Source organism: Streptomyces sp. Y7, assembly GCF_043195415.1.
In the GTDB taxonomy this organism is placed as follows: Bacteria; Actinomycetota; Actinomycetes; order Streptomycetales; family Streptomycetaceae; genus Streptomyces.
The window spans coordinates 312,236-333,452 of record NZ_JBIDDQ010000003.1; the positions used below are offsets into that span (position 1 = coordinate 312,236).

The following is a 21,217-nucleotide window of genomic DNA, read 5'->3' on the forward strand; positions in this document are numbered from 1 at the left end:
CGGGAACCCGTGTGCGCCGTCTTCCTGATGGGGTTGCGTTTCTCGGAGTGCGACCTGAGTGGATGGAGCGACCTACGGGACCTGTACGCACGGCGGAGGTGGCCGGGTTGCACGGAAAGGCCAGGGAATCCGGTGGGGGCATGACCGACGAGGAGTTCGACGCGTTCTACGCCGCCGCGTTCCCCCGGCTGACCGGCCAGCTCTACGCCTTCACCGGAGACCACGGCGAGGCCCAGGACGTCGTGCAGGAGGCGTTCGTCCGGGCCTGGGACCGGCGTGGGCGGTTCCTGGCGGACAGCGCCCCCGAGGCATGGATCCGTACGGTGGCCATGCGGCTGGCGGTGAGCCGCTGGCGACGGGCGAAGCGCCGGCTGGAGCTGATGCGGCGCACCCCGCCGCCCGATCCCGCACCGGGCCCGGGTCCCGAGTACACCGCGCTCGTCGCCGCCCTGCGCGAACTGCCCGAGGCACAGCGGATGGCGATCGTCCTGCACCATTTGTGCGACCTGAGTGTCGAACAGGTAGCCTCCGAGACCGGTGCCCCCGTGGGGACGGTCAAGGCCAGGCTGTCGCGGGGGCGAGCGGAACTGGCGAAGCGTCTCGCGGGGGACGAGGCCGACGTGCCGGTCCGGAAGGAGAGCGGCCGTGTCCGATGAACTCTCCGCCGCGCTGCGCGAGTTGGCGGCGAGCAGGGCGACGGCTCCGGCCGTCGACGGCGCCGGGATCCGGGCCCGCGCGATACGCCGCAGACGCCGCCGCCGTACCGCCCTCGGACTCGGCGCGGGGAGCGCGGCCCTCGTCGTCCTGGGCTTCGCGGTGAACCTGGACCGCGGCGCGGAGCCGGACCGTCCGCCCGCCGACCGGATCCCGCCCGCGGCGGCGCACACCGGCTCCACCCCGTCGCCCACGCCCACGCCGACGCCCGGCGTCGGCACGCTCGATCTGCGCCGGCACACCCTGACGGTCGACGGCCGGGTCATGCCGGTGCTGTCGAAGTACGACGGCCGGGCCGGTTTCGCCGGCCCGCTGCGGGTCGCCGCCAAGCACGCCTCGCGCGACCTGCCCTTCGAGGTGCGCTCCAAGGGCCCCGTCGAGGTGAACGTGCCCTACGTGGTCGAGCTCCGCGACACCGACGAGCGGCCCTTCTACGTCGGCACGTTCACCAAGTCGCTGGCCCTGGGCGACTTCGAGACCGGCAGCGACTGGATCGGCCTGGGGACGCAGGACGCCGCGTGGTTCTACGCCCGGTCCCGGATCGGTGAGGCCCTCGCCGTGACGACCGTCGTCCCGCCGGCCGACACCCCCTCCGCGAGCGCCCCGGAGTCCCCCGGGGCGGGCGCGGTCCGGGCCCCGAGCGGCTAGAGGAAGGCGGTCAGGCCGTCGAGGAAGCGGTCCACTTCCTCCACGGTGTTGTAGGGGGCAAGGCCCACGCGCAGTGCGGGATTCTCCAGCTTCAGCGCGGTGAACGGCTCGTACGCGTAGAACGAACCCGCCGGAGCCACCACACCGCGCCCGGCGAGATGCGCCTGCGCCTCGCGCGCGTCCCGGCCCACCGGCGTCATCAGGAGCGTCGGGGTGCGGTCGGGTGCCTTCGAGTGCACGGTGACGGCGTCGCCCAGGGCCGACAGGCCCTCCTGGAGCCGCGTCCGCAGTGACCGTTCGTGCTCGTGCAGGGCGGCCAGCGAGTGCGTCAGCCGCTCCCGGCGCCCGCTCCCCGCACCCGGGTCCATCGCGGCGAGGAAGTCGACGGCGGCGGTGACGCCGGCGAGGACCTCGTAGGGCAGGGTGCCGAACTCGAACCGCTCCGGCACGGTGTCCGGCGAGGGCAGCAGCTTGTCCGGGCGCAGGGTGCCGAGCAGTTCGGGTGCCGCCGCGAGCACCCCGCAGTGCGGTCCGAGGAACTTGTACGGCGAGCAGACGAACAGGTCCGCGCCGAGCGCGGGTACGTCCACCAGGTGGTGTGCGGCGTAGTGGACGCCGTCCACGTACACGAGGGCGCCGGCCTCGTGGGCGCGGTCGGCGATCCGGCGCAGGGGCGGCTTGGTGCCCAGCACGTTGGAGGCCGCCGTGACCGCGACCAGCCGGGTCCGGGACGAGAGAACCCGCTCGTAGGAGTCGAGGTCGAGCTGCGTGGTCTCCGGGTCGATCTCGATCCAGCGGACCGTCACGCCCGCACGCTCCGCGGCCTGCGCCCAGGGGCGCACGTTCGCGTCGTGGTCCAGCCGGCTGAGCACGATCTCGTCGCCCGCGCTCCAGTCCTTGGCCAGGTGACGGGCGAAGTCGTACGTCAGCTGGGTGGCGCTGCGTCCGTGGACGACGCCGTTCGCGGGCACGTTCAGCAGGTCGGCGCAGGCGTCGCGGAACCCGGCGACGGCGCGCTCGGCGTTGAGCTCGGACGGGCTGACGGTGCCCCGGTTGGACAGCGGCCCGGTGAGCGTCGCGGCGACGGCGTCGGCGACCGGGCGGGGGGTCTGCGTGCCGCCCGGACCGTCGAAGAAGGCGAGGCCGCTGTCCAGGGCGGGGAAGTGGGCCCGCAGGGCGGTGACGTCGATGGCCATGGTCTCGGCTTTCTGTCGGGCGGGGTTCCTGGCGTCGGACTGCCCTTACTCTGTCGGCGACCTCGCGACACGTAAAGCGATGGATTCCGAAGAGAAGGTTCACGAGCGGTGAAGTCCCAGCCGGATCTGAAGCTCCTGGCCACCTTCCTGGCCGTGGTGCGCCGGGGCTCGATGGCGCAGGCCGCGGTGGAACTCGGCTTTGTGCCCTCGGCGGTGTCCCAGCACATCGCCGCCCTCGAACGCGATCTGGGCGTCGAGCTGATCGTCCGCCGCCCCGGCAGCCGGCTGATCCTCACCGCCGCCGGCCGCTCCCTGGCAGGGGCCGCCGGGACGCTGTTCGACGCGACGGCCCGGTTCCAGGACGCCGCCCACGCCATCGCGAGCCGGGAGATCGCCGAACTGCGCGTGGGGATCTACCCGAGCGCGATGACGTATCTGCTCCCGCCGATCCTGGCCACGCTCAGGGACCGCCGCCCGGGGCCGCGGATCCGGCTCGTCGTCGTGGAGACCGACGAAGGTGTACCGAGGGTGCGGTCGGGGGACCTCGATCTGCTCGTCGCCTACCGCTATCTGCCGGAGGACCCGCCGGCCCCGTCCGAGGCGCTGACCGTCACCGGCCTGGGACGCGAACCGCTGGTCCTGGTCGCCGGCGCCGATCCGGGCCGCCGCCGCCCGGTGGAGCTGGCCGACTGCCTCGAAGGGGAGTGGGTCTCGGGTCATGTCCACAACCCCGACCGCCGGCTGCTGCTGCGCTGGGCCGGAGAGCTCGGGATCGCGCCCCGGGTCACGCTGGAGACCGACGACCTGCACAGCATGCTCGCGATGATCCGGGCCGGTCTCGCGGTGGGCCTGATCCCTGCCACGCTGCTCGGCCGGGGACAGGACACCGGGGTCGAGCGGGTGGTCCTGCCGCCCGGTGTCGCGCGGCTGCACCGGGAGATCCTCGCGGTCGCCCGGCCGAGCGAGCCCCCGCCGGTCGTCGACGAGCTGGTCATGCTCCTGCGGGCGGCCCTGCGGGGCCTGCGATCACAGGGCTGAGGGTGTCGCCCCTCGCTTGTGCAAAGTGCGTGCGGCGGGGCGCGCCGCACATTTCGGGATCGATTGTCAGGCTTCCCCGAGAAAATCCACGCTCGCAGGGGTCCGGGCGAACCGGACGGTACTGCTGCACCCGCGAACACGCGCGTTGACTGAAGCGACGCGTATCACATGACGTTGCTCGCGTCGCCCCTCGAAGAAAACATTCCTGCCCGCTCTGTCATGCAGCACCGCAGGTGACAGCAAGCAGACCCTGCAGTAGCCTTCACGGCAGTCCGGCGGCATTCTTGTTGCTCTGCTTCACGGCAAAAGAGAAGTGGCACGGCGAGTGAGATCCGTATTCCAAGGAACAGCGCAGGTGGGAGCGTTGGAGATTTCTCGGGAGAGGATTCTGCAGTGGATTACACGGGGGAGGCTCTTACTGATGAAGAGGGTCAGTCCGAGGCGGATGAGATTCCTGGCCGGCAGCCCGGGGAGCAGCATGGTTTATCGGTCGAATTGAGTCCGGTCGAAGCCGTTCCGACGAAATTGATCCGGCCCGGTGACTCTCCCCGACTGGAGGGGGAGGACCCTTCGCATGCCCAGACTCTTGCAGATGTGGACCACGCGTTGCCGCCGATCATCGTGCACCGCCGTTCGATGCGTGTGATCGATGGTTCGCATCGTCTCCTGGCGGCGTTGATGAAAGGCCGGGAGACCATCGAGGTCCGCTTCTTCGAGGGCCCGGAGGAGCTGATGTTCCTCATCGCGGTGCAGGAGAACGTCACGCACGGACTGCCGCTCTCGCGGGCCGACCGTGAGGCGGCGGCGCGCCGGGTGCTCGCCGCGCAGCCCCACTGGTCCGACCGGGCCGTCGCGGCGGTCACCGGACTCGCCGCGAGAACCGTGGCCGCGCTGCGCAGGACGATCACTGAGCGTTCAACTGCGAACCAGCCGCAGTTGAACGTGCGTTTGGGTCGGGACGGCAGGTACCGGCCGGTCAACTACAGCCAGGGCCGGCTGCGCGCCAGTGAGGTCGTCGCGGCCTATCCGGAGATGCCGTTGCGGGAAGTGGCACGTCAGGCCGGGGTGTCGGTGGCCACCGCACGCGATGTCCGCCAGCGGATCCAGCGGGGGGCGGATCCGCTCCCTCCCAAGCTGCGGCCGGCCGGACAGGAGGCCCCTTGTGAGGACGACCGGGGCGCACTCGACCCACCGGCCGACCGAATGGTCGGTGAGCAGCCCGTTTCCGTTCGGGCGCGGCCGGCCGTCTTCGCCCCCGCCGACTGGTCGGTGCTGCGCGCCAAGCTCCTGCAGGACCCCCTGCTGCGGTACTCGGAATCGGGCAGGTCCCTGTTCCGCTGGTACGACACGCACACGATCGGCACGCGGGACGTGGTGGCGGGCGTCGAGGGCGTGCCTCCGCACTGGGTCAATGAGATCGCCGCCGTGGCGCGTTCCTGCGGGGAAATCTGGCTGAATATAGCGAGAGAGCTGGAAGGTCAACGGAGAGAGGCGTGATGCGCGCCCGGGCAATGCCGGTGGCCGGGAACCGAATAGGTTCCCGGCCATCGGCATTCTTATACTCTCCTTGACGCTCGAACCCGGTCGTACGACGATTCTTTGGCCTCTCGCGAAAGGAAGGTCGTATGCCAAGTCTGACCCGTGAGGAAGCCCGGGAACGTGGTTCTCTGCTCCAGGTCCGCTCCTATTGTGTCGACCTCGATCTGACCACCGGATCGGACACTTTTCGCTCGACGACGAAAATCCGCTTCGACGCCCGCGGTCCGGGGGCGGAAACGTTCTTGGACATCGATCCCAAGACGCTTCGATCCATCACGTTGAACGGCCGGGAACTGAATACCGCGGAATGGGCGGACGGTAGGTTTCCGCTGTCCGGACTCGACACGGAGAACGAACTCGTCGTGGTGGCCGACATGAGCTACTCGAATGAGTGCGAAGGGCTCCACCGCTATGTCGACCCGGCCGACGGCGAGACCTACGTCTATTCCTTCGTCTACGTCGACAACGCGCCCCGTGTCTTCGCCTGTTTCGACCAGCCCGACCTGAAGGCCCCCTACGAGTTCGAGCTGACGGTCCCCGAGACCTGGCAGGTGCTCGGCAACAGCGAGGCGGTCCGGACCGGCCCGGGCCGCTGGAGGCTCACCGAGTCGCCGGCGCTGGCCACCTATCTGACCGCTCTGGTCGCCGGGCCGTACGCCTCCTTCCGGACCGAGCACGACGGCATACCGCTCGGGCTGCACTGCCGGGCCTCGCTCGCGGACTCGCTGAAGACCGACGTCGACGAGATCTTCGAGATCACGGCCCAGTGTCTGGACGCGTACACCGGGCTGTTCGGCGTGGGGCACCCCTTCGCCAAGCTCGACCAGGTCTTCGTGCCCGAGTTCGGCGTCCTGTCGCTGGACCATCCAGGCTGTGTGCTGCTGCGCGAGCAGTACCTGTTCAGCTCGGCCGCCGCCGACAGCGAGCGCGAGACCCGGGCCGTCGTCCTCGCCCACGGCATCTCCCTGCTCTGGCTCGCCGGCCTGGTGACCAACGCCTGGTGGAACGACCTGTGGCTGGGCCAGTCCCTGGCCGACTACATGGCGCACCGGGTCACCAGCGAGGTGACCCGGTTCCCCGGCCCGCCCACCACGTTCGCCGCGCGCCGCAAGGGCCAGGCGTATCTGCCCGACCAGCGTCCCTCCACCCACCCGGTCAGCATCGAGGGGCCCGACGTGCGCACGGTGCAGCTGGAGCTGGACCGGATCTCGTACTTCAAGGGCCACTCGGCGCTGCGCCAGCTCGCCGCGCACATCGGCGACGACGCCCTGACCGCCGGACTGCGGACCTACTTCGACCGGCACGCCTACTCCACCGCGACCTTCGCGGACTTCCTCGCCGCGATGGGCGAGGCGGCCGGCACCGACCTGACCGACTGGGCCGAGAAGTGGCTGCACACGCCCAACGTGAACACGCTCACCCCCGAACTCACCGTCGCCGACGGGCACATCACCGCCGCCGCCGTCCTCCAGGGCGCCCCCGACAGCCATCCGGTCCTGCGCCCGCACACCATGGACGTGGGCCTCTACTACGCCGACGGCAGCACCACCGTCCGGGTCCGGATCGACGGCGGGCGCACCGAACTCCCCGAACTCGTGGGCCGCCCGGCACCCTTGTTCCTCCTGCTCAACGACGGCGACCTGACCTACGCCAAGATCGGCTTCGACCCCGTCTCGCGGGCCGCGCTCCCGGACACGCTGCCGGCGCTGTCCCCGCTGAACCGGGCGATGGTGTGGTGCGCCCTGCTGCTGGGCGTGCAGGACGGGACGTATCCCGCCTCCGCGCACCTGGAGCTGGTGAGCGGGATGGTCCTTCAGGAGAGCGAACTGTCGATCCTGGCCGAGGTCCTGGAGCAGGCCCGGCACGACGTCGCCGACCGGTTCCTCGCGCCGGGCCTGCGGCCCGCCGCGACCGCCCGGATCGCCGCCGCCCTGCGCGAACGGCTCGCCCGCACCGACGCCGACGACGAGCGGCTGATCACCCTCTTCCGGGGGCTGATCGACTTCACCGCCGACACCATGGAGCTGTCCGGCTGGCTGGCCGGCGACGGACTGCCCCCCGGACTGACCCTCGACACCGACGTGAGCTGGCGCATCCGCTACCGGCTCGCCGTGCTCGGCGGGCTGGACGAGACCGACATCGCCGCGGCGCTGAGCGCCGGCCCGGGGGCCGTCGCCGAGCAGTTCGCGGCGAAGTGCCGGGCCGCGCTGCCCCACGCGGCCGCCAAGGAGGCGGCCTGGAACGCGATCATGCGCGGCACGGACCTGTCCAACTACGAACTGTGGTCCCTGGCCGAAGGGTTCTGGCAGCCCGAGCAGACCCCGCTGACGGAGCCGTACGTCGAACGGTTCTTCCGGGACATGCCCGCCGCCGCACGGGGCCGGGGCGACCTGGTGCTGGATCTGCTGCTGCGGTTCCTCTACCCGCGCTACGCCGCCACCCCCGGCACGCTCGCATCGGCGCAGCGGATGCTCGGGCTCGAAGGGCTCCCGGTGACGCTGCGCCGCCGGGCGGCGGACCACACCCACGATCTGCGGCGGGTGGTCGCGGCGCGGGCGGCCCGGGCGGACGAGGGGTGACGCCGGCGTGAGGGTCGCGATCGTCGGCGGCGGGGTCGCGGGCACCCTGCTCGCCTGGCGGACCGTGCGGGCGCCGGGCGGCGCGTCGGTGGACCTGTTCACCGGCGGCGCCGGGTGCCGGGCGGACGCCTCCAGGGTCTCCGGCGGGCTGGTCCGGGGGTTCGAGCCCACCGTGGCGGCGACCGGCCCGGCCGCCGAGAGCCTCGCCGAGATCAGGGCCAGTGCCGTCCTGCGCGCCTGGTCCGGGTACCGGGAGACCGGAGCGGTGTACGTCCTGCCCGCCGGTGCCGACGCGCGGGAGCCGGCCGAGGTCCTGCACGCCTATCTCCCGGGCTCGGCCGAAGTCGTCGGCCGGGACGGGGTGGTCGGCGTCTTTCCCTTCCGCACCCTGCCCGCCGACGCGGTCGCCGTGGTCGAGCGGCACGCCGGGCACATCTCCCCGCACCGGCTGCGCACGGCGGCACTGCGGGCGGCGGCGGAGGCCGGCGTCACCGTCCACGAGGCACCGGTGGACGAGGTGACGCGGGACCCGGCGGTGCGCACGGCGGACGGCCGGACCCTGCGCTACGACCGGGTGGTTCTCGCCGCGGGCGCCTGGACGCCGAAGCTGCTGGCCCGCAGCCGGCTGCCGGTGGCGGGTCTGCGTACCAAGCACATCCAGTACAGCCTGTGCCGGGCGCCGCTGGACGGGCTCGGGCCCTTCGTCGAGGAGAACTCCGGCCTGTACGGCCGGCCCCACGAGGACGGCGGGTTCCTGCTCGGTCTGCCCTGCGACCGGTGGGGAGTCGATCCGGACGCGGTGACACCGGACGGGCCGCTGGCGGAGCGGGTCGCCGAGAGCGCACGGCGGGTGTTCGGTGTGTCCGTCGCCGTGGGGCGCACCGTCGCCTCCTGCGACTGCTATCACGACCCGGCGGGGCTGGAGCTGCGTTCCCTGGGGCCGGGAGTGCACACCTTCACCGGGGGCAGCGGCGGCGCGGCAAAGACCGTCGTCGCCGCGAGCAGGAAGGCCGCGGCGGCACTGCTGGCCTGAGTTCCGTACGCGATATCGAGGCAGTCCGCAATGAGTGCGGGCCGGGGAATTCCCCCGGCCCGCACTCTTTTTTCGCGTGTGTTCAACTTCCCTGATCTACGCGCGTTCAACTTAGGTTTTCCGTTCAACTCCGCCCGTCTCCACGGCTGTTGATTCGGCCATGCGAACCCGCGAAGATTTCACGCGGCCGCAGGAATCGCAGCGAGAGAGAGATATCAATGGCGCAGCTTCCGCATGGCTTCGGAATTACCGGTTTCGGTTACTCGTTCGGAGCGGACCAGAATGTCGAAGAAGTAGCGGGAACCTATGTCCCCGACCCGGAACGCATTGTCCGGTGGGGCTATCACACCTTTCACCGGGCATCCGACGACATCACCACGACCGATCTGGCGGCACGGGCCGCACGCGACGCCCTCTCCCGCACCTCGGTGCGCGCCGACGACGTGGACCTGCTCGTGCTGGCCACCTCGGAGCACCCCGAGTACCCCCACTGGGACGGCTCGGCGGCGCTGGGCCGAGCTCTGGAGATGGGGAGCCGGCAGACCCTGCTGCTGAACGAGGGCTGTGCCTCGGGCGTCACCGGACTGGGCATCGTGGCCGGGATCCTCGCCGTGCAGCCGGAGATCACCACCGTGCTGTTCGTCGCGGTGAACAGGGTCAGCGAGTTCCACCGCAACCGCATGACGGTCAACAACGCGGTGCACAGCGACGGCGCCGTCGCCGCGGTCCTGCGCCGCGGCCACGAGCGCAACGCGTGGCTGGCCACCGAGCAGTTCACGGTCCCGGACCTGTGCGACTGGTTCCGCACCGACTACGGCGGCGCCGTGGCGCCCCTGCCCCCCGAGGGCTGGTCGAGCAGGACGGCACCGGCCGGCCATGTGCGCGTGCAGGAGCACTTCCGCAAGGACCCCGCGAAGCTGCGGGAGTTCGGGCAGGCCGCGATCACCCGCACCCTCGACGTCGTCGACGGGGCGTGCAAGCGGGCCGGGGTCGGCCGCGACGAGGTGACGCACGTCATCTACATCAACGACCCCGACGGCATCGCCGACATCGCCGAGCCGCTCGGCATCCCGCTGGAGCGCACCAACACCGCACCGGCCCGGGCCCACGGCCACATGGGCTCCGCCGACCAGCTCACCGCGCTCGGCGAGCTGATCGAGCAGGGCGTGATCGCACCCGGCGACCTGGTCGCGCTGACCGGGATCTCCATCGGGATGCGCTGGTACTGCTCCCTCGTCCGGGCCTGACCCGCGTCCACAGGAAGGCACCGCACCGTGAGCGAGAGCGACAACCCGGCGGCCGCGCTGCGTACGGCCGTACGGGAACGACGCATGCCGGGCCCCCGCGTCCGCAGGGCCCTGCTGGAGAGCGACGATCCGGCCCTGGCCCGGCAGGCCGGCCGGATCCTGAAGGACCTGGCCGTGACCGGGGAAACGCCTCGTGAGGCCGCCGTGACCGTGCTGGCCACCTGCACCGTCGGCCCCTTCGAGCCGCTGCTGCGGGCCCAGTTGACCGGAGCCGGGCTGCTGCCCGTGCTGCGCACCGCGGACTACGGCACCTTCGACATGTCGCTGGCCACCGGGTCGTTCACCCGGGACGGCGACCCCGGCCTGGTCGCCGTGCTGATGGACGCCGGGTACTTTCTGCCGGGCGACTTCGGCGCGGCCGAGCCGGACGTGCTGGAGAAGTACCTCGACGCCCGGCTGGAGGAGCTGCGCGGCCTGCTGGCCGGCGCCCTGAAGCACACCGCCGCCACCTTCGTCGTCCACACGGTGCCGCTGCCCGCCCAGGTACGCGACGGGATCATCAGCGTGCGGGCCCGCGCCCGGGTGGCCGGCGCGTGGTACCGGCTGAACGCGGCCCTGCTCGCCCTCGCCGAGGAGCACGACCAGGTGGTCGCCGTCGATCTCGTGGGCGAGCTGGCCGAGGCCCCGGTCCAGGCGTGCGACGTACGGCTGCACCGGTACGGCGATCTGCCCTACAGCGACGACGCGTTGCTGCTGCTGGCCCGCCTCGTGCGCCGGGTCGCGCAGGCCCGCTCGGGACTGTCCCGCAAGGTCCTCGCCCTCGACCTGGACAACACCCTGTGGGGCGGGGTGCTCGGCGAGGTCGGTGCGCGGGGCGTCCAGCTGGGCGGCCTGTACCCGGGCAACTGCTACACGGAACTCCAGCGCACCGTGGCCCGGCTGCGCGACCAGGGCGTCGTGCTGGTCCTGGCCAGCAAGAACGACCGGGACCAGGTGGAGAAGGTCCTCACCGAGCACCCGGACGTGCTGCTGCGGCCCGAGGCGTTCTCCGCGCGGATGGTCGACTGGTCGGCCAAGGCGGGCAATCTGCGCCGGGCCGCCGAGGCGCTGTCCCTGTCGACCGAGTCGTTCGTCTTCATGGACGACTCCGACTTCGAGCGCGCCCAGGTCGGCGACGAACTGCCCGAGGTCGCCGTGGTCTCCGCGGCCGGCGATCCCGCCCATCTGGTCGACGCGCTGCTGCGGCACGGCTGGTTCGACGTCATGACGCTCACCGACACCGACCGCAAACGGCCCGAGCTGTACCGCAACCGGGCGCAGCGCGGCGACTTCTCGTCCGGGTTCGACTCCTCGGAGGACTTCCTGCGGGCGCTGGAGCTGAGGGTCGAGGTGGCGCCCGCGACCGAGTACACCATCGGCCGGATCTCCCAGCTCGCCGCCCGCACCAACCAGTTCAACCTCACCGGGATCCGTTACGACGAGGCGGCCACCCGGCGGATGAGCGAGGACGACGGCCATCTGGTGCTGTCCGTGTCGGTCGCCGACCGCTTCGGCGACGAGGGGATCGTCGGCGCCCTGTGGGTGGAGCGCACCAGCGAGGTGTGGCGGGTCCGCAACCTCGTCCTGAGCTGCCGGGTGCTCAGCCGCGGCGTGGAACGCGCCGCCCTCGGATGGCTGGCCGGCCGGGCCGCGCTGGCCGGCGCCCGCACCGTCGAGGGGCACTACCGGCGCTCCGACCGCAACGGCGTGGCCGCGGACTTCTGGACCGGCGCCGGCTTCGTCCCGGCCGGCTCCCCGAAGGAGCCGGACACCGAGGTCTTCACTCTCGACGCGGACACCGCGAAAAGGATCGCACCGGAATGGATCGCACTGAACGAAAGGAAGGGAAACCCGCATGAGTGAATCGGGTTCGATCGAGGAGTCGGTGAGGGAGATCATCGCCGACGTGCTGGGCGCCGACCCCGCGGACATCCCCGCTGACCAGGCACTCGCCGCGCTCGGGTGGGACAGCATGAATTCGATGGAGGCGCTGGTGCGCCTGGAGAAGCAGTTCGCCGTCGATCTGGACCTGCGGTCCTTTCACGCCGCCTACACCGTGACCGACATGGTTGCGCTGGTCGAGAAATTCCAATGAATTCAGGGAGGGACCAATTGCGGCACCAGGAAGTCGAAGTCCTCGCCATCGGCGCCGGCCCGGCCAACCTCGCGCTCGGCATAGCGCTGGAGGAGCTGGCCCCCAAGGAGCTCGCGGCGGGCACACTGATCATCGAGCAGCACGACGACACCGTGTGGCAGCGGGGCATGCTGCTGCCGTGGACCCAGAGCCAGGTCTCGTTCCTCAAGGACCTGGTGACGCTGCGCAATCCGCGCAGTGAGTTCTCCTTCGTGAACTACCTCCACTCGATCGGCAGGCTGGACGAGTTCATCAACCTCGGCACGTTCACGCCGTACCGCTCGGAGATCTCCGGATACCTCCAGTGGGTGGCCTCCTCGCTGCGCGAGGTGCAGGTCGAGTACGGGCGCCGCTGTGTGTCGATCGAACCGGGTCCGTCGCGGGGCGGTGAGGTCTCCCACTGGCTCGCGCGCACCGCCGACGGCGCCGTGATCTCCAGCCGCAACCTGGTGATCGGCGCGGGACGGGACGCGTTCGTACCGGCCGAGCTCGCCGCGCTGCCCGAGCGGCGTGTCATCCACAGCACGCGGTACTCGCACCGGATCGAGGCGCTCGACCCGTCCGACGTGCGGCGGATCGTGGTGATCGGGGGCGCGCAGAGCGCCGCCGAGCTGCTGTGGGCCGCCTACCAGCGGTTCCCCGCGGCGCAGTGCACGATGCTGATGCGCTCGATCGGCCTGAACGCCTACCAGACCAGCAAGTTCACCAACGAGCTGTTCTACCCGTCCTTCATCGACGACTTCTACGCCACCCGGTCCGAGACGCGCCGCCAGGTGCTGCGCGAGATGCACGTCACCAACTACGCCGGGCTCGCCCCCGCCATGCTGGAGACGCTCTACCGCGAGATGTACCAGGAGCGGCTGCAGGGCACCGAGCGGCTGCGGATGCGCACCCTGACCGATCTGGCCGGGGCCCGCATGGACGGCGACGAGGTCGTCCTCGACGTCCTCGACCGCAAGTCCGGCGAGCGCGCCGAGCTCCGCTGCGACCTCGTGCTGCTCGGCACCGGCTTCGTGCGGGACATGCCCGCCATGGTGCGCGAGCTCGCGGCCACGACCGGCGCCGGCGAGGCCACCGTCGACCGCAACTACCGGATGCGGCTGCCCGCTTCCTACACCGCCAACTGCTACCTCCAGGGCGTCAACGAAGCCACCCACGGCATCGCCGACTCCCTGCTCAGCGTGCTCGCCATGCGCTCCCAGGACATCGTCACCGACCTGCTGGCCCGCCGCGGTGCCGCGTCCGACGAGGCCCTGCTCGCCAAGGCCCTGTGACCGGGGCCGGCCGAATCCGTCAGCGCCGCGAGGCGCACCCAGCGGCAGAGGACACACACATGGAAATCCGAGAGCTCGACCGGGACAACCTCGCACCGGACAACGGACTGCGCGCCCAGCGCCTGTTCCCCTGGCCCGCCCTGAACGCGCCCTTCGAGGGCTCCTGGTGCGTCGTGCCCCCGGGCGCGGCGTCCGGCCCGCACAGCCACCACGAGTACGAGGTCTGGATCGCGATGACCGGGGAGGCGGCGATCCTCAGCGAAGGCAGGAAGGTGCCGTTCACCGCCGGTGACGTCGTCCACTTCCGCCCCGGCACCCGCCACCAGGTCGTCAACGACTCCGACGCCGACTTCCAGATGTACGCGGTCTGGTGGGACGCCGAGCTGGCGGAGAAGTTCTCCGTCCGGCACCGGGAGGAGACGGCATGAGCGGGCGCAGCCGGCGCCGTGCCGTCGTCGTCGCGGCGACCCCCACCCCCAACGGGGACCTGCACATCGGCCACATGGCCGGCCCCTACCTCGCGGGTGACGTCTACAGCCGCTACCTGGCGGCCGACGGCCGGGACGTGATCTACACGACCTGCACCGACGACAGCCAGACCTACGTCACCACCACGGCCCGCCGACTCGGTGTGTCCGCCGAGCAGTTGTGCGCCGAGTCCACCGCGAAGATCGAGCGGAGCATCTCCGCGATGGGCCTGTCGATGGAAGGGCTGCCGCCCATCGACGACCGCTACCGCGCCACGGTCCTTCAGTTCTTCACCCGCCTGCACGAGACGGGCCGGCTGCGCGAGCGGACCGTACGGCTGCCGTACGCGCAGGAGTCCGGCCGGTATCTGTACGACGGCCTGATGACCGGCAGCTGCCCGGTCTGCCTGACCGGCAGCGCGGGAGGCGTCTGCGAGGGCTGCGGGCACCCCAACAACGCCGACGAACTGCTCGGCGCGCGCTCGGTGCTGGAGCCGGACTCGCCGGTGACCACCCGCGAGGTCACCATCCTGGTGCTGCCCATGGAGGAGTACCGCGAGCGGCTGACCTCCTACTTCGCCGAGCGCCTCGGACGCTGGCGGCCGCACGCCGCCCAGCTGGTACGCGAGTTGCTGGCGCGTCCGCTGCCGGAGATACCGGTGACGGTGCCCGGCGACTGGGGCATCGCGGCGCCCTTCCCCGAGACGCCGGGGCAGATCCTCTACCCGTGGGTGGAGGCCATGCCGGCCGTCATGTACAGCACCTGGTGGTCCGCGGACCGGCGCGGCGAGCGCACCGAGGCCGTCGACGAGCTCTGGCGGGCCGGCAGCGGGACGGAGCTCGTGTACTTCCACGGCTTCGACAACGTCTACCACTGGGGTCTGCTGGACCTCGTGCTGCTGATGGCGCACGGCGACCGCTATGTGCTGCCCGAGGCCAACATCAGCAACGAGTTCTACGACCTGGAGGGCGAGAAGTTCTCCACCAGCCGCAACCACCTGATCTGGTCGGCGGACCTGCTGGCGGAGGTGCCGAGGGACCTCGTGCGCTTCTACCTGGCGCTGACCGCACCGGAGTTCCAGCGCACCGACTTCAGCACCGCCGCCCTCACCGAGGTGACCGAGCGACGGCTGATCGGGCCGTGGAACCGGCTGGCCGAGGCGCTGGACGCGCTCGCTCCGGCCGGTGCCGGGAGCCCGCTGCCGACCACCGCGACGGGCCGGGACCGGGCGGCCGGGATCATCGAGCGGTTCCGGCTCACCTATGAGCTGGACGGCTTCAACCTGGGCCGCAGCGCCGAGAACGTCGTCGCGGCCCTCGACCGGCTGGCGGCCGCGGCCCAGGAGCCGCGCGAGCGGGACGACTCGCTCGGCACCGGGGACCTGCTGCTCCAGGTGCGGGCGCTGCTGGCCTGCGCCGCCCCGCTGCTCATCGACGCCGCCGCCGAGGCGACGGCCGCGGGCGTGGACCTGGCGCTGGACGCCGAACAGCCCGAGAAGATCACCCCGTTCGCCCTGCCCCGGCTGCCGCGGGCGGCCCGGGCCGGCGCCGCACGCACGGAGGTGGCGGCATGAAGCTGCTCACGCTGGAGACGGTGCAGTACCTGAACTACTACCACGGCCGCTACCGGCAGGTGGAGGACCTGGGCGTCGACCTCTACGTCCTCAACGGCGAGGGCACGGACGACTTCTGGCGGGCGGACCGCTATCGCACGGCGGGCTCCCGGAAGATCGACGACATCGTCGAGCGGGCCCGCGCATGGCATGCGGAGGAACGCTTCGACGGGGTGATCACCTTCTCCGAGTCCTCCGTCATCACCGTCGCCGCGGTCGCCGACGCACTGGGCCTGCCGGGCATCGGGGTGCCGGCCGCCGTGTGCAGCAGGAACAAGTACCTGATGCGCCAGGCCTACGAGCGGGCGGGCGCCCCGATCCCCTCGTACCGGCTGGTGGAGAGCCTGGACGACGCGCTCGGCGCGGCAGCCGACTTCGGCTACCCGGTCATCCTCAAGCCGACCCTCGGCGCCGGCAGCCACTTCGTCTTCCGGGTCGACAACCCCGAGGAGATGGCGCTGCGGCACGCCCAGGCCGCCGAGGGCATCCGTGACCTGTTCTGGGTCAACTCCGAGGCCGAGGGCGTCGACCTCGGCCCGAACGGACTCCTCGTGGAGTCCTTCCTGGACGGCCGCGAGTTCCTGATGGAGGCCGTCGTCTGGGACGACGAGGTCTACCTCGGCTCGATCGTGGACCGCATCACCGCCGAGGGCGGCACCTTCGACGACGACGTCCACCACGCGCCGACCTCGCTCGGCCCCGAGGACATCGAGAAGGTGCACCGCGCCGTGCGCGCCGGCGCCCACGCCCAGGGACTGCGGCGCAGCGTCATGCACGCCGAGGTCAGGTTCCACGACGGCGAGCCGCACCTGCTGGAGATCGCCGCCCGGGTCGGCGGCGGCGGCCTCGACCTCATCGCCCGCAGGACCGCCGACCACGACCCGATCAAGGCGGTCGTGGACATCGGGCTCGGAGTGCGCCCCGACGTACGGCACTTCACGCCGACCGGTGTCCACATCACCGCGATGTGCCTGATCAGCGAAGCGGGCGTGGTCGACAGGGTCGACGTGCCGGCAGAGGTCGCCGAGTCCGACAAGGTCTTCCTGCTCAAGATCACCGCCCGGCCGGGCGACGTCATCCGCCGCCCCCCGGACGGCAACACGATCCTCGGCTTCCTGGGGACGACCGGGGCCTCGCAGGAGGAGGCGTTCCGCACGATGAACGACTTCGCCGCCCGGATCGAGGTGACGTTCCGGCAGCAGACGCCGGCGCTCACCGACGCCGCCACGGCCTCCTGAGCCCTCCCCGCCCGACGCCTCCGTCCCCTTCCGCGCAAGGAGAATCGACAGTGCAGCAAGACACCTCGTCCGTACGCCGGAACACCGCGGCCCAGGGCGGCCGCCCGGTGAGGACGGTGCGGCCCCGGCGCTATCTGATGTGCTCGCCGGTCCACTTCGACGTCGTCTACTCCATCAACCCCTGGATGGAGCCGGAGAAGCCCACCGACGCCGCGCTGGCCGTCGCCCAGTGGGAGCGGCTGCGCAGCCTCTACCTGGGCCTCGGCCACGAGGTCGAGCTGATCGAACCGGTCGCGGGACTGCCCGACATGGTCTTCGCGGCCAACGGCGCCACCGTCGTCGACGGCCGCGTCCTGGCCGCCCGGTTCCGCCACGAGCAGCGCGCCGCCGAGGGGCCGGCCTACGCCGACTGGTTCCGTGCGCGCGGCTACGACGTCCATGACGCCTTCCACGTCAACGAGGGCGAGGGCGACTACCTCGTCACCGGCGAGCGCATCCTCGCCGGCACCGGCTTCCGCACCGACCGGCGCTCGCACGCCGAGGCGGAGCACTTCCTCGGTCTGCCGGTGGTGACCCTGGACCTGGTCGACCCGCGTTTCTACCACCTCGACACCGCGCTGGCCGTCCTCGACCACGAGGAGATCATGTACTACCCGGCGGCCTTCACCGCCGAGGGCCGCGCGACCCTGCGCGAGCTGTACCCGGACGCGATCGAGGCGACCGAGGACGACGCGGCGGTGTTCGGCCTGAACGCCGTGTCGGACGGGCGGCACGTGCTGCTGCCCGAGCAGGCCACCCACCTCATCGACGCGCTGTGGGCGCGCGGCTTCGTGCCGATCGGCGTGGACCTGTCCGAGCTGCTCAAGTCCGGCGGCAGCTCCAAGTGCTGCACGCTCGAGATCCGCGACGCGGGGCCGGGGGCCGACGCATGATCAACTACGACGGACGCCGGTTCGCCCCCGCCGAGGCGGACGCCCAGGGCCGTACCGCGCTCTACCGGCAGGAGGGCGACCTGCTGTGGGGCACCTTCTCCGGCGGCCGGGCCCGGCGCGGCTCCCTGACCGGGGTGTGCGCCCCCGACGGCTCGCTGGACTTCGCCTACTCCATGGTCCTGGACGACGGCGAAATCGTGTCCGGCCACTGCCGCAGCACCCCGGAGCTCCGCGAGGACGGCGGCATCGACCTGCGCGAGGAGTGGGAGCGCTTCGGCGCCCACGCCGCGAAGGGCGTCTCGTATCTGAAGGAGGTCAAGTGATGTCGCCGTCGACGGCCCCGTCGCCCACCCCCAGGAAGGGCGGCACGGTGACCTGGGCGTGCGCCCCCGGGTTCCCGCCCGCGGTGATCTTCCCCTTCACGCCCGCCGAGCGGATGGGGACCCGGAACATCTACGAGTTCCAGATGCTGATGTACCGGCCGCTGTACTACTTCGGCAGCCGGGGCACCCCGGACGTGGACTACGACCAGAGCATCGGCGAGCCCCCGGAGTGGAGCGAGGACGGGCTGACCGTCACCGTGAAGGTCAAGCCGTGGAAGTGGTCCAACGGCGAGACGCTGTGCGCGGACAACGTCCTGTTCTGGGTCAACCTGATGAAGGTCAAGGGCGACCGGTACGGCGAGTACGTCCCCGGCTACTTCCCGGACAACCTGACCTCCTACGGCAAACTCGCCGAGGACACCGTCTACTTCACCTTCGACAAGGCCTACTCGAAGAAGTGGGTGCTGATGAACCAGCTCAGCACCATCACCCCGCTGCCCAGGGCGTGGGACCGCACCGCCGACGGGCCCGCGAACGCGTCCGGCGGCGTCGCCGACGTACCCGCCGTCTACGACTACCTGATGGCCGAGCAGGGCGACATCATCGACGAGGGGAACGCGCACCGCACCCGGTGGGCCGACAGCCCCGTGTGGAGCGTGGTCAGCGGACCGTGGCGGCTGAAGAGCTACACCCTTGAGGGCCTGGTCACCTTCGTCCCCAACGAGCACTACTCCGGGCCCAACAAGCCCTACCTGGACGAGTTCCGCCAGGTGCCGACGTTCTCGGACGACGAAGAGTACGAGATGCTCAAGGCCGGCCCGCACGCCGAGGGCGGCATCCAGGTCGGCTACCTGCCGCTGAGCTTCGCCTCGGAGCCGGCCACCGACCCCACCGTGGGCGGCCCCAACCCGCTGGCCGACACCTACACGCTGGTCCCGCAGGTCGCCTTCTGCATCCGCTACTTCTGCCTCAACTACAACAACCCCACGGTGGCCGCGAAGATCTTCCGGCAGACCTACTTCCGGCAGGCGCTGCAGAGCACCCTCGACCAGGACTCCGCCGTACGCGACATCTACCAGGGCTACGCCTACCGGCAGAACGGCCCCGTGCCGATGGTCCCGGCGACCGACCTCGTCTCCCCGCGCCAGCGCGACGGGGCCTGGCCGCTGCCCTTCGACGTCGACCGGGCCCGTGAGCTGCTCGCGGCCAACGGCTGGGACACCAGCACCACTCCGGCCGTCTGCGTGAACCCCGGCACCGGGCCCGGCCAGGCCGGCGAGGGCATACCCGCCGGCACCGAGCTGAGCTTCTCGCTGCGCTACGTGGAGGGGCGCCCGGCGCTGACCCGGCTGATGGAGAAGTACCGCAAGGACGCCGCGGCCGCCGGGATCGAGCTGCGCATGGAGGAGGTGTACGGCTCGGTGCTCGTCGCCGAGGACGCGCCCTGTTCCGCGGGGCCGGACTGCCTGTGGGAGATGACCTGCTGGAACGGGGGCTGGGCCTACCACTACCCGAGCGGCGAGATCCTGTTCCAGACCGGCGCCGGCGGCAACTTCGGGCACTACAGCGACCCCAGGGCCGACCGGCTCATCGAGGCGTCCGTCACCTCCGACGACCTTCAGGCGCTCTACACCTACCAGGACTTCGTCGCCGAGCAGGTGCCGGTCATCTTCACACCCAACTTCCCCATCCGGCTCTTCGAAGTGGCCAACAACCTCGGCGGGTTCGGGCCCGTGAACCCGTTCGGGATGATCAACCCCGAGAACTGGTACTACCGCGAGGACGCGTGACGTGACGCTGTCCGCGACTCCCGTGGCGCCCCTGGGCTCCCACGCGCTGCTGATGTTCCTGCTGCAGGTGGGGGTCCTGCTCGGCACCGCCGTACTCCTGGGCCGGCTCGCTCAGCGGCTCGGGCTGCCCTCCATCGTGGGCGAGCTCTGCGCGGGCGTGGTGCTGGGGCCGTCCCTGCTCACCCCGCTGGCCCCCGCCTTCTCGGCCTGGCTGCTGCCCCAGCGGCCGGAGTCCCTGCACCTGCTGGACGCGGCGGGCCAGCTCGGGGTGCTGCTGCTGGTGGGCATCACCGGCATGAACATCGACCTCGGCCTGGTCCGCCGCAAGGGCAGGGCCGCCGTCCTGGTGAGCACCGGCGGCCTCGTGGTGCCGTTCGCCGGCGGGGTCGCCGTCGCCCTGGCGATCCCGGCCGCCCTGCTCGTCGACGGCGTGGACCGCACGGTCTTCGCCCTGTTCGCCGGCGTCGCGCTCTGCGTCAGCGCGCTGCCGGTCATCGCCAAGACCCTGCTCGACATGGGCCTGCTGCACCGCGACATCGGCCAGCTGATCGTCGGTGCGTCCGTGGTGGACGACATCGCGGGCTGGCTGCTGCTGTCGGTCGTCTCGGCGATGGCCACCACCGGTGTGCACGGCCCGGACGTCGCCCTGTCCGTGGTGAACCTGATCGTGATGCTCGCCTGCGCCTGGTTCGTGGGCCGGCCGCTGGTGGGCCGTCTGCTGCGATGGTCCGCCCGGGCCGGCAACGGCGAGTCGGTCCCGGCCGTGTGCACCGTGCTGATCGTCCTGGGGGCCGTGGCCAGCCACGCCCTGCACCTGGAGGCGATCATCGGCGCCTTCCTCGTCGGTGTCCTGATCGGCGCGTCCGGGGAGCCGGCCCGCGAGCGGCTCGCCCCGCTGCGGATCATGGCCGTCACCGTCCTCGCCCCGCTGTTCTTCGCGACCGCCGGGCTGCGGATCGACCTGACCGCCCTGGCCCGCCCCGAGGTCGCCCTGTCCGCCCTGCTGGTGCTGACCGTCGCCGTCGTCGGCAAGTTCGCCGGGGCGTACGCGGGAGCCAGGGCCGGCCGGCTCGGCCACTGGGAGGCGCTCGCGCTCGGCGCCGGGATGAACTCCCGCGGGGTGATCGAGGTGATCATCGCGATGGTCGGGCTGCGGCTCGGGATCCTGACGACCGAGATGTACACGATCGTCGTCCTCGTCGCGATCGTGACGTCCGTGATGGCCGCGCCCCTGCTGCGCGTCGCCGTACGCCGCATGCCCGTCACCCGCGAGGAGCGGGTCCGGGAGCGGGTGATGGCGGGCGGTCCGGCGCTGGAGTCGAATTCCTGACGCAGACGCACTGAATTTCCGACGCTCCGGATTTCCGCCGGTGATCCGGCACTACCGTGAGGCCGACCCGTCCACCCTGTGCG

General features: G+C 71.4%; 18 protein-coding genes. 17 read left to right on the forward strand and 1 reads right to left on the reverse strand.

Going from position 1 to position 21,217, the window contains the following annotated elements:
- The first annotated feature begins 140 nt into the window (after positions 1-140).
- Both ACGFW6_RS12515 and ACGFW6_RS12520 read left to right on the forward strand, forming a co-directional pair.
- Positions 141-656: a SigE family RNA polymerase sigma factor gene (locus ACGFW6_RS12515; protein WP_393507464.1), complete on the forward strand. Its 516-nt coding sequence runs from the start codon at positions 141-143 to the stop codon at positions 654-656.
- On the forward strand, positions 646-1,362 hold the full coding sequence (locus ACGFW6_RS12520) for a hypothetical protein (protein ID WP_393507465.1): 717 nt from the start codon (positions 646-648) through the stop codon (positions 1,360-1,362). Before ACGFW6_RS12515 ends, ACGFW6_RS12520 begins: the two co-directional genes overlap by 11 nt.
- Here ACGFW6_RS12520 and ACGFW6_RS12525 read toward each other — a convergent pair.
- A complete protein-coding gene (locus ACGFW6_RS12525) occupies positions 1,359-2,558 on the reverse strand; it encodes a cysteine desulfurase-like protein (RefSeq protein ID WP_393507467.1) in 1,200 nt (399 codons plus the stop codon). The two genes, ACGFW6_RS12520 and ACGFW6_RS12525, sit on opposite strands and share 4 nt — an antisense overlap.
- Positions 2,559-2,666: 108 nt before the next feature.
- Between ACGFW6_RS12525 and ACGFW6_RS12530 the strand changes: the two genes are divergently transcribed.
- The 15 genes from ACGFW6_RS12530 (at position 2,667) to ACGFW6_RS12600 (ending at position 21,134) form a co-directional block, all read left to right on the forward strand.
- Entirely contained in the window at positions 2,667-3,596 is a 930-nt protein-coding gene (locus tag ACGFW6_RS12530; RefSeq protein ID WP_393507468.1) for a LysR family transcriptional regulator, read from the forward strand.
- Between the two features lie 393 nt (positions 3,597-3,989).
- Positions 3,990-5,093 (forward strand): ParB/RepB/Spo0J family partition protein, encoded by a 1,104-nt coding sequence (locus tag ACGFW6_RS12535; RefSeq protein ID WP_393507470.1) that lies wholly within the window; start codon positions 3,990-3,992, stop codon positions 5,091-5,093.
- 128 nt (positions 5,094-5,221) lie between these two features.
- Positions 5,222-7,714 (forward strand): aminopeptidase N, encoded by a 2,493-nt coding sequence (gene pepN / locus ACGFW6_RS12540; protein WP_393507472.1) that lies wholly within the window; start codon positions 5,222-5,224, stop codon positions 7,712-7,714.
- A gap of 7 nt (positions 7,715-7,721) precedes the next feature.
- Positions 7,722-8,747, forward strand: coding sequence for an NAD(P)/FAD-dependent oxidoreductase (locus tag ACGFW6_RS12545; protein WP_393507474.1), 1,026 nt, complete (start codon positions 7,722-7,724; stop codon positions 8,745-8,747).
- A gap of 218 nt (positions 8,748-8,965) precedes the next feature.
- On the forward strand, positions 8,966-9,994 hold the full coding sequence (locus ACGFW6_RS12550) for a 3-oxoacyl-[acyl-carrier-protein] synthase III C-terminal domain-containing protein (protein WP_393507476.1): 1,029 nt from the start codon (positions 8,966-8,968) through the stop codon (positions 9,992-9,994).
- 27 nt (positions 9,995-10,021) lie between these two features.
- The gene (locus tag ACGFW6_RS12555) at positions 10,022-11,896 is read left to right on the forward strand and encodes an HAD-IIIC family phosphatase (RefSeq protein ID WP_393507478.1); all 1,875 of its coding nucleotides are present in this window, start codon (positions 10,022-10,024) and stop codon (positions 11,894-11,896) included.
- Positions 11,889-12,128, forward strand: coding sequence for an acyl carrier protein (locus ACGFW6_RS12560; RefSeq protein ID WP_393507479.1), 240 nt, complete (start codon positions 11,889-11,891; stop codon positions 12,126-12,128). Before ACGFW6_RS12555 ends, ACGFW6_RS12560 begins: the two co-directional genes overlap by 8 nt.
- Positions 12,129-12,145: 17 nt before the next feature.
- Entirely contained in the window at positions 12,146-13,441 is a 1,296-nt protein-coding gene (locus tag ACGFW6_RS12565; protein WP_393507481.1) for a lysine N(6)-hydroxylase/L-ornithine N(5)-oxygenase family protein, read from the forward strand.
- Between the two features lie 59 nt (positions 13,442-13,500).
- Positions 13,501-13,869 (forward strand): cupin domain-containing protein, encoded by a 369-nt coding sequence (locus ACGFW6_RS12570; protein ID WP_393507483.1) that lies wholly within the window; start codon positions 13,501-13,503, stop codon positions 13,867-13,869.
- Entirely contained in the window at positions 13,866-15,482 is a 1,617-nt protein-coding gene (locus tag ACGFW6_RS12575; protein WP_393507484.1) for a class I tRNA ligase family protein, read from the forward strand. The genes ACGFW6_RS12570 and ACGFW6_RS12575 overlap by 4 nt, the downstream gene beginning before the upstream one ends.
- Positions 15,479-16,759, forward strand: coding sequence for an ATP-grasp domain-containing protein (locus ACGFW6_RS12580; protein WP_393507486.1), 1,281 nt, complete (start codon positions 15,479-15,481; stop codon positions 16,757-16,759). Before ACGFW6_RS12575 ends, ACGFW6_RS12580 begins: the two co-directional genes overlap by 4 nt.
- A 137-nt stretch (positions 16,760-16,896) precedes the next feature.
- Positions 16,897-17,691 carry a dimethylargininase gene (gene ddaH, locus ACGFW6_RS12585; protein WP_393507842.1) on the forward strand — a complete coding sequence of 265 codons (795 nt, stop codon included), beginning with the start codon at positions 16,897-16,899 and terminating at the stop codon, positions 17,689-17,691.
- A complete protein-coding gene (locus ACGFW6_RS12590; protein ID WP_393507488.1) occupies positions 17,688-18,014 on the forward strand; it encodes a hypothetical protein in 327 nt (108 codons plus the stop codon). Before ddaH ends, ACGFW6_RS12590 begins: the two co-directional genes overlap by 4 nt.
- Positions 18,014-19,804, forward strand: a complete 1,791-nt coding sequence (locus tag ACGFW6_RS12595) for an ABC transporter substrate-binding protein (protein ID WP_393507489.1) — start codon at positions 18,014-18,016, stop codon at positions 19,802-19,804. Before ACGFW6_RS12590 ends, ACGFW6_RS12595 begins: the two co-directional genes overlap by 1 nt.
- 1 nt (position 19,805) lies before the next feature.
- Positions 19,806-21,134, forward strand: a complete 1,329-nt coding sequence (locus tag ACGFW6_RS12600; RefSeq protein ID WP_393507491.1) for a cation:proton antiporter — start codon at positions 19,806-19,808, stop codon at positions 21,132-21,134.
- Positions 21,135-21,217: the final 83 nt, after the last annotated feature.

Excerpts from the sequence above, each read along its gene's own strand:
- ACGFW6_RS12580 (WP_393507486.1), top strand. The coding sequence starts at position 15,479 with ATGAAGCTGCTCACGCTGGAGACGGTGCAGTACCTGAACTACTACCAC.
- pepN (WP_393507472.1), top strand. The coding sequence starts at position 5,222 with ATGCCAAGTCTGACCCGTGAGGAAGCCCGGGAACGTGGTTCTCTGCTC.
- ACGFW6_RS12570 (WP_393507483.1), top strand. The coding sequence starts at position 13,501 with ATGGAAATCCGAGAGCTCGACCGGGACAACCTCGCACCGGACAACGGA.
- ACGFW6_RS12560 (WP_393507479.1), top strand. The coding sequence starts at position 11,889 with ATGAGTGAATCGGGTTCGATCGAGGAGTCGGTGAGGGAGATCATCGCC.
- ACGFW6_RS12525 (WP_393507467.1), bottom strand. The coding sequence starts at position 2,558 with ATGGCCATCGACGTCACCGCCCTGCGGGCCCACTTCCCCGCCCTGGAC.
- ACGFW6_RS12515 (WP_393507464.1), top strand. The coding sequence starts at position 141 with ATGACCGACGAGGAGTTCGACGCGTTCTACGCCGCCGCGTTCCCCCGG.
- ACGFW6_RS12575 (WP_393507484.1), top strand. The coding sequence starts at position 13,866 with ATGAGCGGGCGCAGCCGGCGCCGTGCCGTCGTCGTCGCGGCGACCCCC.
- ACGFW6_RS12550 (WP_393507476.1), top strand. The coding sequence starts at position 8,966 with ATGGCGCAGCTTCCGCATGGCTTCGGAATTACCGGTTTCGGTTACTCG.
- ACGFW6_RS12595 (WP_393507489.1), top strand. The coding sequence starts at position 18,014 with ATGTCGCCGTCGACGGCCCCGTCGCCCACCCCCAGGAAGGGCGGCACG.
- ACGFW6_RS12590 (WP_393507488.1), top strand. The coding sequence starts at position 17,688 with ATGATCAACTACGACGGACGCCGGTTCGCCCCCGCCGAGGCGGACGCC.
- ddaH (WP_393507842.1), top strand. The coding sequence starts at position 16,897 with ATGTGCTCGCCGGTCCACTTCGACGTCGTCTACTCCATCAACCCCTGG.